The 12,835-nt window shown below is 43.3% G+C and carries 11 protein-coding genes; 5 read left to right on the top strand and 6 right to left on the bottom strand.

Annotated elements, in window-relative coordinates:
• Positions 1-100: 100 nt before the first annotated feature.
• The 4 genes from D1814_RS03035 to D1814_RS03020 all read left to right on the top strand — a co-directional run bounded on the left by D1814_RS03035 (position 101) and on the right by D1814_RS03020 (position 6,187).
• Positions 101-2,050: a TolC family outer membrane protein gene (locus D1814_RS03035; RefSeq protein WP_118490043.1), complete on the top strand. Its 1,950-nt coding sequence runs from the start codon at positions 101-103 to the stop codon at positions 2,048-2,050.
• Positions 2,051-2,127: 77 nt separating this feature from the next.
• Entirely contained in the window at positions 2,128-4,227 is a 2,100-nt protein-coding gene (locus D1814_RS03030) for a type I secretion system permease/ATPase (RefSeq protein ID WP_118490042.1), read from the top strand.
• On the top strand, positions 4,224-5,591 hold the full coding sequence (locus tag D1814_RS03025) for an HlyD family type I secretion periplasmic adaptor subunit (RefSeq protein WP_118490041.1): 1,368 nt from the start codon (positions 4,224-4,226) through the stop codon (positions 5,589-5,591). The genes D1814_RS03030 and D1814_RS03025 overlap by 4 nt, the downstream gene beginning before the upstream one ends.
• Positions 5,591-6,187, top strand: a complete 597-nt coding sequence (locus D1814_RS03020) for a helix-turn-helix transcriptional regulator (RefSeq protein ID WP_118490040.1) — start codon at positions 5,591-5,593, stop codon at positions 6,185-6,187. The genes D1814_RS03025 and D1814_RS03020 overlap by 1 nt, the downstream gene beginning before the upstream one ends.
• Here the strand turns inward: D1814_RS03020 and D1814_RS03015 are convergent.
• The 3 genes from D1814_RS03015 to D1814_RS03005 form a co-directional block, all read right to left on the bottom strand.
• On the bottom strand, positions 6,162-8,096 hold the full coding sequence (locus tag D1814_RS03015) for a bifunctional diguanylate cyclase/phosphodiesterase (RefSeq protein WP_118490039.1): 1,935 nt from the start codon (positions 8,094-8,096) through the stop codon (positions 6,162-6,164). The genes D1814_RS03020 and D1814_RS03015 overlap by 26 nt on opposite strands.
• Before the next feature lie 6 nt (positions 8,097-8,102).
• The gene (locus D1814_RS03010) at positions 8,103-8,783 is read right to left on the bottom strand and encodes a transglutaminase-like cysteine peptidase (RefSeq protein ID WP_118490038.1); all 681 of its coding nucleotides are present in this window, start codon (positions 8,781-8,783) and stop codon (positions 8,103-8,105) included.
• 168 nt (positions 8,784-8,951) lie between these two features.
• Positions 8,952-10,133, bottom strand: a complete 1,182-nt coding sequence (locus D1814_RS03005) for a flagellar assembly protein T N-terminal domain-containing protein (protein ID WP_118490037.1) — start codon at positions 10,131-10,133, stop codon at positions 8,952-8,954.
• Between the two features lie 339 nt (positions 10,134-10,472).
• Between D1814_RS03005 and D1814_RS03000 the strand changes: the two genes are divergently transcribed.
• Entirely contained in the window at positions 10,473-10,910 is a 438-nt protein-coding gene (locus tag D1814_RS03000) for an LPP20 family lipoprotein (RefSeq protein WP_232368964.1), read from the top strand.
• Between the two features lie 147 nt (positions 10,911-11,057).
• Here the strand turns inward: D1814_RS03000 and flgN are convergent, their stop codons facing one another.
• The 3 genes from flgN to flgA form a co-directional block, all read right to left on the bottom strand.
• A complete protein-coding gene (gene flgN / locus D1814_RS02995; protein ID WP_118490035.1) occupies positions 11,058-11,489 on the bottom strand; it encodes a flagellar export chaperone FlgN in 432 nt (143 codons plus the stop codon).
• A gap of 56 nt (positions 11,490-11,545) precedes the next feature.
• A complete protein-coding gene (gene flgM / locus D1814_RS02990; RefSeq protein ID WP_118490034.1) occupies positions 11,546-11,875 on the bottom strand; it encodes a flagellar biosynthesis anti-sigma factor FlgM in 330 nt (109 codons plus the stop codon).
• Between the two features lie 102 nt (positions 11,876-11,977).
• Positions 11,978-12,706 (bottom strand): flagellar basal body P-ring formation chaperone FlgA, encoded by a 729-nt coding sequence (flgA, locus tag D1814_RS02985; protein WP_118495289.1) that lies wholly within the window; start codon positions 12,704-12,706, stop codon positions 11,978-11,980.
• Between the last annotated feature and the right edge of the window lie 129 nt (positions 12,707-12,835).

Raw genomic sequence — 12,835 nt, 5'->3', positions numbered from 1 at the left:
TAATTGAAGGTTAGGTTTGCAGAAATACATATAGCGTCTACTTTTTAAATGTAGGAAACGACACAAATGTCGCCTAGTTTTTATATAGTGAGACGCATATATGAAGTTGATTAATTCAGTGCTTACCAAAGTTGTTATTGGAGTAACTGGCGCTGTGCTTACTCATGCTGCTATTGCACAAAGCAACGGTGTAAACAACTCGCCGGTGAGTTTGGAAGATTATGTTCGCAAGGTCGTAAACGAAAATCCGGAAGTACAAGCCAGCTGGCGTCAACTCCAGGTAGCAATGTCAGACGTTGATATTGCGCGTGGCGGTTTTCGACCGCAGGTCGATGTATTAGCCTCGAGCGCGTATACCGATAGAAACTATGGTTTGGACCGTGAATATATGGGGCACACAGCTCAAATCACCCTCACCCAAATGTTATACGACGGCTTTTTAACAAGCAGTGAGGTAAAGCGGTTTAAGCAAGCGCAAGTTGTACGTTTTTTTGAACTAATGGGCGAAATTGAGCAAAAGTCGTTAGATACCGCCCTTGCTTATATGGATGTTCAGTTGTTTCGAGAGCTCTTAAAGCTTGCTGAAGAAAACCTGATAACTCACGTTGATGTGTTCAAACAAATTGAAGAAAGCGTGGAAGCTGGGGTAGGTCGTAGAGCTGACTTAGAGCAAATCAGTGGTCGCCTTTCTCTTGCCGAGTCTAACGTGCTTACTGAGCTATCTAATTTGCACGATGTTACCGCTCGCTTTTTACGGTTGGTAGGGGAGAAACCCGCTCAAAACTTACAGTCAGTATCGATAAACTCTGCTTTTGTTGATGCAAACGTCACGGATATTCAATCTTTACTTACCAGCGCCTACGGCACTAATCCACAGTTTAATGCTGCTATTTATAATATTGATGCGCAGCGTTATGCAGTAGATAGTGCAAAGAGTCTATATCACCCTCAGGTCAATTTGACCGCAAGTTACGGTGCGCAAACACGAGATCAAGCTGCATTAAATAACACCATCACCGAGGCAAGTGTTGGCGTTAATTTTTCCTATAACTTGTATAATGGTGGGTCGGATAGCGCGGCTATAAGGCAGGCTCTGTCGCAGGTAGACTTAGCAAAAGACTTAAGAGATAAAGCCTGTATCGATATGAGACAAACGGTACAGATTGCTTATAACGACATCATCAATATTACAGAGCAACTTCCTGCGCTGAATGCACATAGACTATCTTCAGACAGAGTGAAATCTGCATACATGGACCAATTCACCATAGGTGAACGCTCTTTATTGGATTTGCTCGATTCAGAAAATGAGTACTATGAATCTAGTCGTGCTTACTTGGAAGCGCAGTATACGCTAGAAAAAGCACGAGTAAGACTGCTTGCAGCATCTGGAAGCTTAGCGCAAACGTTAGGAATAACAAAAGATGGCGTGCCTGATGTATTAGACAAAGCGGAAGAAAAAATCACCTACGACCCTAATTACGTATGCCCTGTAGTTCGCACTGACTTTGAAGATGAATTGAATATTCTAAAGCGCGATTCTGATGGTGACGGTATTGTTGATTTATGGGATGACTGTGTAGATTCAACACCAGGCGCTATGGTCGATGACTTTGGTTGTGAAGCGAAAGAGGAGCCTGAATTAGCGCCAGAACCAAGTGCTGCAGACTTCACCTTGGACAACGCAAATATAATAGAGTCGTTTAACGTAAACATTGAGTTTGCCTCTAATTCTACCGAGGTTTTACCTGAGTATGAGAACTCCCTTCAAGAGGTTATTGATGCGCTTAATAGTGACGCTAATTCTGGAGTGATCATTCACGGTCATGCATCTTTAGATGGAGACGCCGCCTACAATCAGCGTTTGTCTGAACGCAGAGCGAAAACTGTCGCATCAATGCTTATGACAAAAGCAAACATAGAGGCTAGAAGAATCACCGCCGTCGGTTATGGGGAAACTCGTCCGCTTGTCGATGAAGAGTCAGAAGCGGCTAATGCCCGTAATCGTAGAATTGAGGCGGCTATCATCCAGCTTCCTTCAACGCAATAGTGATGTGGTAGACCTGTATGAAGGAAAAAAAGGTCGACAGCGACATATCATATCTTGAGAAACAAGGTGGCGTATTGATGGATTGTTTAATAACAATCTGCCATGCCCACCATTTGGATGTATCTCGAGTTAGCCTGCTTAGCGGACTGCCCTTGGACCACGGAGAGTTGTCTCCTACGGGGTTTGAACGCGCAGCGAAACGAGCGGGGCTGGCCAGTAGAACTGTAAAACGGGATTTAGACCATATCAATACTGCGATATTGCCCGCTGTTTTAGTGCTTAGAGATAAGCAAGCCTGCGTATTACATGGGCTTGATAAAACCCATGCCAGAGTCTCATATCCGGAGCTCGATGACGCTGTGCTCGAAGTACCAAGAGATGAGCTAAGTGACAGTTATACAGGGTATGTCATTTTCGCTCGCCCCGAGATGAATGCACAAGAAACCAATGCTCAAATAGACAAGTCATCAGTAGGCCATTGGTTGTGGTCCTCCATTAGAACAGCAAAAGGTTTGTATCGCGATGTTCTTTTGGCGTCCGTTTTTATCAGTTTGCTTTCTATCGCATTACCCCTGTTCGTGATGAATGTATACGACAGGGTAGTGCCAAATGCTGCTTTAGAAACTATGTGGGCGCTTGCTATTGGCGTTTTACTTGTGCTAGCGGCAGATTTTTTATTGCGCATGCTTAGACAGTACTTTGTAGAGTTGGCGGCGAGTCGATTAGACGTCACGCTATCGGCGAAAATAATGGAAAAAGTGCTGTCTATAAACTTAGCTAGCAAGCCCGCTAAAAGTGGCTCTTTCATAAATAGCTTACAGTCTTTTGAAAGTATTAGGCAGTTCTTTGGTTCTGTCACTTTAGTGGCGCTGGTCGATTTACCCTTCGGGCTACTGTTTGTCGTCATTATCGCCATGATTGATATTTATCTGATCATTCCAATTCTAATTGGCGCCACTGCTCTTTTCCTTTATGCGATGAAGGCGCAGCGGGTAATGCGTTCTCTTTCTGAAGAGTCGATGGAAATCAGCTCTCGCAAAAGCTCGCTTGTGACTGAAAGCGTTACGTCACTAGAAGACGTTAAAGCGTTTGGTTACCAAAGCAGAAACCAAAGCGCATGGGAAAAGCAGACCATTTTTCTAGCCAAAGTGAACGCCAAACTCCGCCTAGTATCTATGTCGGTAAATAACGCAGCGCTTTGGATCCAGCAATCGGTGGGCGTAGTTATCATTCTCACTGGCGTTTACCTTATTATTGAGGGGGTAATTACCCAAGGTGGGTTAATTGCTGCTTATTTACTATCAAGCCGAGCTATGGGGCCTGTTTCTCAGGCGGCAGCATTGCTTGCGCAGTTCCATCATGCTGAAACCGCAAAAAATGCCCTTGATGACATAATGTCTCTGCCAAGTGAAACAGGTAGCAACAAGCAAATAAAAAATAATGTCGTGCTAAAAGGGAATATTGATGCTAGCCAGCTCTGTTTTAAGTATCCAGATGAAACCGTTCTCGCGTTGAAGGACATTAACTTCTCTATCAAACATGGAGAACACGTCGCTATCTTGGGTAAAAACGGATGCGGAAAATCAACCTTGAACAAGCTCATCATGGCTTTTTATCGCCCTGAATCGGGGCAACTTTTGTTGGATGGGATAGACCTTCAGCAGTATGACCCAACGTTATTGCGTAAACAAATAGGCTATGTCCCGCAAGATGTGAGTCTTTTTCATGGCTCACTAAAAGACAATATCTTGCCAGAGGATACGCATCTTGATGACGCTGAGTTTTGGGAGATCATAAGTCAGTGCGGTTTGGCAAAGTTAGTCAATGGAAGTGCGAGTGGCATAGAGCAAAATGTGGGTGAACGCGGCTGCTTACTATCAGGAGGCCAGCGCCAGGCGGTGGCGATGGCAAGAGCCATAGTGCGAGACCCTGCAATCTACATTATGGATGAACCAACTTCAGCCATGGATTCAACCAATGAAGCGCAAATGAAGGAAACGATTAAAGCGGCAACAGCAGGTAAAACTCTCATTATCAATACGCACAGAACCACATTGCTCGATTTAGTAGAACGGGTAATTGTTGTAGAAAACGGAAAAGTTATTGCAGATGGTAAAAAGGAAGAGGTATTGGTGCAGTTTAGACAACCCAGTCAAGTATTGAAGAGGGCGCCATGATTTTGAAAAGTGATGGTGAAAAAAAAGATTGGCTACAGAGGCTTATGCGAGGCTGGCTTGCGCCGCCTCCAGGTCAAGATTGGGTGTTAGAAGCGGAATGGTCGCGCATTATGCAAACGCCGGTAAAAGCCCGAGGCCTACTCTATGTTGTAATAATAGTGCTGTTTTTGTTGGTGGTGTGGTCTTATTTCGCAGAGATTGACGAAGTTGCTAAAGGTGATGGGAAGGTTATTCCGTCACAACAGCTGCAGGTGCTCCAGTCCTACGATGGCGGGATAGTGCAGGAGATTTTAGTGCGTGAAGGACAAACCGTTGAAGCAGGGCAAGTGCTATTAAAAGTCGATCCCACGCGCTTTCTGTCCAGTTTAGAAGAAAATACCACTCAGTTTGCAGCACTTGCCGCGAAGGTACAGCGCTTGTCTGCGCTTACCCAGGGCGAGGTATTGCGGTTTAATCGAGAACTTAAGGAAGAGGCGCCTACTATCGTTGATAATGAGCGAAAACTCTATAACTCGAATTTAGCTGAGCTTGATGAAGTCGCGGCGGGTTCTGATTCCCGTATTTTGCAACGCCGACAAGATGTTGAAGAAGAGCGAGCTAATCTCTCTCAATATCAAAATGTGCTGACACTTTCTAAAAAAGAGCTTGCGGTGACTAAGCCATTGTTAGCATCAGGAGCAGTGTCGGAAATAGAAATTCTTAGATTAGAACGTCAAATAGTAGAGCTTGAAGGCAACATCAGCAAATCTAAAGTGGCAATAGAGCGAGGCCTTAACGCTATTGAAGAAGAAATTATTAAGAAGGAAGAGGCCCGCCTAAAGCTAATCAATCGATGGAATCAAGAATTGACCGATGCGACTGGTGAAATGGCTATGCTACAGCAGTCTCAAACGAGTTTAGAAGATGTAGTATCGCAAGCTGACTTGCGCTCCCCTATTAATGGAACGGTTCAACGACTACTCATCAACACAGTTGGCGGCGTTATTACACCAGGTAGTGCCGTTGTCGAGCTTGTTCCTCAAGATGATCAGCTTATTGTTGAGGCCAAAGTTTCACCGAAAGATATTGCTTTTATTAGGGAAGGGCAGCCGGCAATCCTGAAATTTAGTGCATACGATTTTACTATTTATGGCGGTATGTCGGCTGAAGTTCAGCACATTAGTGCAGATGCTATTACCAATGAAAAAGATGAAACCTATTACCTTGTCAGGCTTGAAACAAAGCGAAGCATCGCAGATGAATCCTTGGACATTCTGCCAGGCATGATTGTGCAAGTAGATATTTTAACGGGTAAGAAAACCGTTCTTAATTACATTTTATCGCCCTTATTTAATGTGACAGCCTCTGCGCTGAGGGAGCGCTAATGAGACATTTTATCGCAGAAAAAGACTTACAAGGGGCACTTACTCAATACTCTTGGTCTAGTTATAGTAGTGTCAATGAATTAAAGTGCGATAGTAGTGACTGTGTATGGATTATGGCGAGCGATAAAAGCTGGCGTCAGTTACTGCTTGAGGCAAAACAAAAAGCCGATAACCTCGTTTTGCTCACCTACAAATATGACCGCCTAGAGATGCAAACAGCACTAATGTTAGGTGCTAGAGCATATTGCCATGCGCTAGGGACACAATCTCTACTGTCTTCTGTAGCACGTGTTATAGAAGCTGGAGGCATGTGGTTGCCCAATGAATTATTGACAGTGACTACTTCAAATGTCGCTGCGAACTTGCAGACGAAGCGTAATTTACCTGTGCTGCGTGAGCTAACCAACCGAGAAAAAGATGTGTTAAATGGTATTTTGGAAGGGTTAAGCAACAAGGAGATAGCTAGAGAGCACGGTATTACAGAGCGTACCGTTAAAGAATATGTTGGTACGCTCCTTCACAAGTTTGAAGCGAAAGACCGGATAAGCTTATTGCTTCGTATAGGCGAATTTAGTCATCTAAAAGATGCTCTATAACTTCAATATGTGAAACCACACCGTCTATCCCTAATTCAATGAATAGTTCCTGATGATCGGAGCGCTTAACTCCGTCTGCATAAACTTTTATACCAAAAGTATGGGCAAGGGAGCAGAAGCCACGTATAAAGGCGTGATTGGCAGGATTGTAATCGATATCTGCCATAAACGCAGAGTCGATTTTTACATAATCCAAACCCATTTCCTGAACATTCAACAACTGCGAGAAGGACTCTCCAACTCGCTTTAAACCCACTTCGCATTCCTTGGCTTTAAGCGTTGAACAAAAGTCTCTAAACTCATCAGGGAAGCGCGTAGCTGTTGACTCTCGTACTTCAAGACATAATTGTTTTGCCGCTTTTTCGTTGGTCCCAATTTGATAATAAAGTTGAGCTAGAATTTCTGGGTTGAGCATAAATTGCTCAGAACATAAAAAAGCAAACTTCGAGTTTGTATTAGTGCGGTTTATGTAGTTGATTAAGCTGGTAACTGTGGTTAGTTCTAGCTGGGGTAAGAGCCCTAAATATCGAGCCCAATGGGTATAATAACCACTTTTCCTTAGCTCGCCATCTATAGTGACGCCCGCCCAACTCTGATAGTGAACCAAATTTCGGTCAATATCTAAAACCGGGAAGTTAAAGGTTTCTACACCACATTCGTCAATAGTATTTTGTAGTTCTTTTTCCCAGCGTTTTTGCTCTACCAAGCTAATAAATTCTTTGAGCGTTGATTCGATAAACGGCTCATCCATATCTAACAGTTCTGCTTCATCAATCATCGCATCTGCCCGCATCAACAGGGCAGAGAAACTATCGTCTGGGCGAAGTTTAACAACGGATTGAAATACCTTGGGGTCACCTACATCACTAAACGCACTTAAACACGCGCCATGGACCGCTTCTGAAATAGCAACAGCATCATGGGTTTCCGTGAGTAAAATAGCGAATTCATTTCTTTGCATTCTTGCAATACGGCTGTCAGTAAACTGATGATGATGTAATGAAAGGCAGTCATTAATCTCCTCAACAAAATCGCGAATGCGCCTTTTTCTGATATTTGCAGGTGAGCGTAAAAAGCCTTCGCCTTCGGTAAATCTGACGAAGAAAAGGCAGTTCACCCCTTCAGTGTCTCTAAATGCCAGCTGCCCTTTTAAAATTGAAATAAAGTAATCTCTGTTAGCAACGCCAGACTCGTCGTCAAACTGCGTTTTGTAGCGCATGAGATCTAGCCGTGTATTTTCTTCATCCATGATCTTTCTAGAGTTAGAAGCAAGAAAGTTCATGGCGCGCACTACACGCTTAAGCTCTAAGGTGCGAGGCTCCTTTAGCTGGATAAATTGCATTTGTTGGAATGATTCAGCCTGGCGCACGACACCGTCTAGTGGGCGAATAATGAAGCGTAGCGCCCAGCCGCCTAACAGGCCCGAAAATATGCCCACAAGAGATAAACCAAAAATAAGTCGCTGTGTAGCGCGCCACATTGATGCCACCGCAAAGCTAGTATCCGTCTCGACATAAACCGTGCCGTACTGACCCCAACCTTCGCTTACTTGGGCGATACCTGGTTTGACTATGGGAGAAAAATTATCTGAAAACCACTTTGGCGTATCTTCATCTAATTGCACTTCGTGGGTGTGTGCAGAGACAATTTCACCGTTAGATTTTTGAAGCACAATGGAAGCGTAGTGACCAATGTCAAATTGTGACATTATGAAAAGATCTAGTGAAACAGGGTCTTTGTCAAGCCCACTTAGGGTAAGGGCAAGCATACTAGCGTTGTCTAGGTTTTTTGAATAAAGCTGCTCTTCTACGTATTGCTTGGTAGTTATTCCATGAATTGTGACGCTACCTGCAATTGCAACAAGGACAACAACTGCTATGGCAAGCCATAATTCTCTTGTTATTGACATAAACTCCTAAGACCTTCTGCTAATCCCCTCTTGTTTCATGCGCTCAATAACATCACGCCACCTTGATAGTCTGCTGGTAGACGAAGAAACTTGTGCAGTTTTACCCGGCTGCCAAATACCCGAATCATTAAAACTGAATACAGGAATTAAGTCCGTCCGTTGAGAACCTGGCAACACATTAGACACTAAGCTATCTAGCACCAAAGGATCCGATGAAGGGGAATCATAGTATCCCAAAACCATATGTGCTTGCGTTACTCGGCTTCTACCAATCTTCGCTTTTACATAAATGAGGCGAAGTTTAGAACTATCGATACCTAAGTGTAGCAGAGCTACGTATTTTGCAATGGCATAATCCTCACAATCTCCGCGAGAATGACCAAAAAGCTCAGAAGGCGTGGCCCAATAGTCTTTTTGTTTGAATACGATATCGTCAGTAGCGTATTGGATATGCTCGTCAAAAAAAGCGTTTACACCGATAAGCTGCTCTTTAATGGCCTTGTTTTCAAGGTCGTTAAGTTTAGTTTCAAGCGCGCTAACATGTAATGCTTTGTCAGCTCCAAAATTATTTTTAACTTCCTGTTCGAGCTTTGGAAACTCGATAACGTAGTGATCCCTCAGTTGTTGTCCAGCCAGTAGCAAGGCTACTAATGCTAAGCAGTGTGACGCAAACAGAGAAAGGGTCATATTTTTATTATGTAGGTCATACTAAAGTATAAGAGAGAGTACTTGTCTCTATCTGAAGTTTAAGTATTAGATACTATACGTAGTTATAGGTATAACACGGGTATGTTGATAATCCAACCCTGTTTCCCACAACGCCAGTGACTTACATTTGATAAAGTGAAAGCTAATTTACTTCTTAACTACAAAATCATTTTCCTGAATGTTAGCAGTAATTCCCGACGTAGCGTTGACTACTACAGATGAATTGCCATAAGCACTATCAACAACAAACGTACCGGGGTAGAGCGTATATTGAAGATATCTTCTACCGCGATTGTCGACCACTTCTTTGGCCTGATAAAGATATAGTTCATCTTTTACAGATATGCCATTATCTCGCCCAAGTGATACCGAAATTTTATTGTTCGCAATACTGATCACGCGCCCCGTAACAGGTTGGCAGGCTGTCGCCTCTTTAATATCTTCTATTAATTGACTGATTGACGCATCTATTGCTTGACCGTAGCGTGATTGCCAAAAGGTTGACGAAAATTCATCGACGTTTTCAAACCTATCAAACGTCCACTCCTCATTAGTATCGTAAGAGGAACTGAACAACAGACCGCCGTTTATTCCGTCATAAACTTGTACAGACATTGCAAATGCGCGATGTGAAGTGCTGCTTCGCCATGGGGTAAACACGGATGCCTCTTTTTGCGTAACACTTAAATCATCAATAACTCCAATAATGACGAATTGTGTGTTACTTTGATCTGATAGCGTTCGTACGTTTTGGTCGGTATAGCGGCTATCAAACTTTGCAGTATGGGGAGCAACGTAAGTAAGGCTCAGATTATCTGTCTGTTCTCGCATTGCCTTAGCTAAACGCTGTGTAAACGCCTTATCAAAGTGCGGAATATTTCCTTGGGTCAGTTGTGATCTGTTTCTTATCCTAAAATGTGTAGTTGCAAAGTGCTTTTCGTCCTGCTGCGCTGAGCATATTTCCCCTTTGGGGAATATGTCTGCACGCACACTAACCGTGACTACATCGCCGTTATAAACTTCGCTCACAAGTTCTAATTGTTCGACTTCGCCCGTCGAACGAATCGTCATCTCTTCGTTTCTCAGAAGTCCATTGGTTAGTTTGGCTACACTTTGCACTGATGCCCCAGCAAACAACATAGCTTGTTTAAGCGCATCTTGTGTTGCTGCACGTTTTGCTGCTTCTTTGTTACCGTCCATTACCACGGCTTGCCCTGTGGCTTCATACCAAACGGCATGGGATTGCCCCGCCAACAGGCCAAGAAGGCAAACTGCGGCCATTGCTCTGCTTAAACATGCCATTAGCGTTGCTCTGCTTGCTTGTCGCACGTGACACCTCTGTGGTTGTTTAGTTATTGCGATTAAGTAATATCGTAATCTATGTGAGAACTATGCGAAAAAAGTGCCAATTAAAGGGCCTAGTTATCTTGGTAAGAAAACGGGCGCATATATTGCTTACCTTCTTCGGACCAAGGTATATGACTGCAAAGTAGCGTTATGGAATGTATCGTTATCGAATTTGATGTTCTTCATAACGCTTTTCCGCCTTGTTATTAGCTTATAAAGGTAAACATTTAGATGTCATTAACTCGTTATTGATGCACACAGAGGTTTTAAATTATGTGGTTGAATGGACTAAAAAATTCGAAATTACTTTTGCGGTCTTCCATGTTTGGCCTAGCAATTTCTTTGAGTAGTTGTGGCATTATTGATAAACACGTCGAATGGGAAACCGTAGAGCCTGAAACTTATCCTGTTTTAAAGGCGGTTGGCTATGCGCCAATTTCATCGCAAAAGGGCGAGTCTGACAGTATGAAGCTAATAATGGCGATGAAAGCGTCAAAATTAGATGCATACCGCGAGTTAACCGAGCAGGTATACGGTCAGAAAATAGAAGGTAGTCAGTCTGTATCACGCCTTGTTGTTGACAGTGAAACGTTACGCGCGTCTGTTGAGGGAGTAATAAGAGGCGCCGAGGTGGTTAAGACTTATCCCGTGGGTGAGGATACCTACGTAACGGAGCTTTCTTTAGATATGCAGCAAGTCTACGATATTTATTTGTCGACTGCTAAGCCGCGCCGAGTGAAAGATGTAAAGTATTACTAGGTAGTAAGTTAAAGGCAATTCGCGCTAATTACTTTGCAGTGGAATGCTAGAAAAAACGTGATAATAAAGTGAACTTGACTGCCGATGTGGTGAATTTAGCAGCCGATGTGGTCAATGCTCTGCGGCCATACAAAGCTATTTAAAAGCCTAAGCACTCACTCCAGAGCCTAAGGTTCCACCCTTCGGTTTACCTTTTTTGTCATAAGTAAGCGATTCTTTTGCTCGAACTTCCATCATCAAATTCCGCAAGTGTGTGAGGCGTAGCTGTCCTTGCTCTACGGCTTTTTGATTAATCTGTGTTCGATATTTGCAATCTTCAAGGAGCTTCTTAGCGTCAGCCATTAATGCTTCGTCGTCTTCCGACATTGCATTTTCACTTTTGATAGCATCTTCAATACTCGCGTCTAGCGCTTGAATAGAGGTTAGAAGGGCTGTTTTTTCGTCTAACAAATTCATCAAAGATTCAGCGTCACGCGAGCTAATAAGCTGCAGTTCTTTTTCAAGCAGTGACGCAAGTGAAGTCATTTGCTCCACTTGCCGTGATAATGCTTGTGTTAACTGACTCGCTTGTTCTGTCACTATACTTGTCTCATTGAACGTGTTTGATAAATTCTCGCTGATTATTTAACACCAAACTATTTAGCCTCAAATATTTGGGATTCTAGTTTAGCGATTTTATTTGCAAGCACTTCAGGATTAACCTTGTACTCACCACTTTGGATCGCTTTCTTAAGGCGATCAACTTTTTCCTGATTCACAGGAGCTTCAGTCCCTTTCTTCTGGACTTGATTCAACTGCTGAGCAGATTGCGTTAGCGAAACAGAATCTTGTCTTGGCGCTTGTGCTGTTTGCGCCGCTTGCGCTGAAGCCTGCTGTTGAGATTGTTGCGTCTGGTTCTGCTGCGCAACTTTACCGTTATCAACGGGGGTTTTAGGTAACCCATTGTTTATATTGTTAATTGCCATAATCAGTCCTCACTACTTTTTGCCTCTAGAATATATATCGGCCTTTTGGCAAATATCTTTAGCTAAATTGAGAACAAAATAGTAGATATTTAACACTCACTTTTACAAGTGTATCACGACTTCCTCAGGGCTTGCGACTCTGGCAATAATGGCCTTCTGGCTACTGGCATTTATGACTTTTATATTGTCGCCGACTACACCATCTTGTTGCGCTATCCCAGCGGTCTTTACTTCCATTCCCGCTACCTCCGCAGTAATTGTTATTCTATCGCCTTTACATACAAAGCATAGCATATTCGACTGTATCGCTTGGCCATCGGTAATGCGGCGTTTCATTCTAGCACCAATTAATGATTCTAAATCGGTGAACGCGGTGTAGCGTAAACGTCTCACGTCAACTTTTGCCTTCGTTAAATTCGATGAAGTTAATACAGTTCCAGGACTTATAGCGCCCTGAGTCACCACAATTTCCTTTGTTCGCGTAACTTGGCCGCTGGTAAACAAATACCACTCATTATTTTTACAGCTTACTCGAACCGATATATAAGATTGGCTCAACGCTTCCTGAGAAGCATTATATTGGAAACCAGTTGGGCAGTCTGGGATATTTATCCGATCGTCTATCTTCACAACATCCACATCGATGTTAGTATCCTGCGCATTATCAGTAAGTTGGTTTATCAAGTACTGCTTAGCACCGGCTTCTACTCGTTCGTGATTGGACGCTGCTGCATAGCAATATCCACTTTGTAAACCGATTAGCAAACCGACTACCAAGCTGGCGAACGAGCGGGAGAATCTGGTACGCATTTTTTCGTTTATCTTTTTCATCATGACATTTCGTGTTCAGTTTGCGATTAATTGACTATGCTTAGTGAAATCTATGTTTATAAACAGCGGGTTTATCGGCAATGCTTAGTTCAAGGTGTAAAAGCATACGCTTCAACGCGACAAGGTTTA

It is taken from the genome of Alteromonas sp. BL110 (genome assembly GCF_003443615.1).
GTDB lineage: Bacteria > Pseudomonadota > Gammaproteobacteria > Enterobacterales > Alteromonadaceae > Alteromonas.
This window is presented reverse-complemented; position numbering and strand designations above follow the sequence as displayed.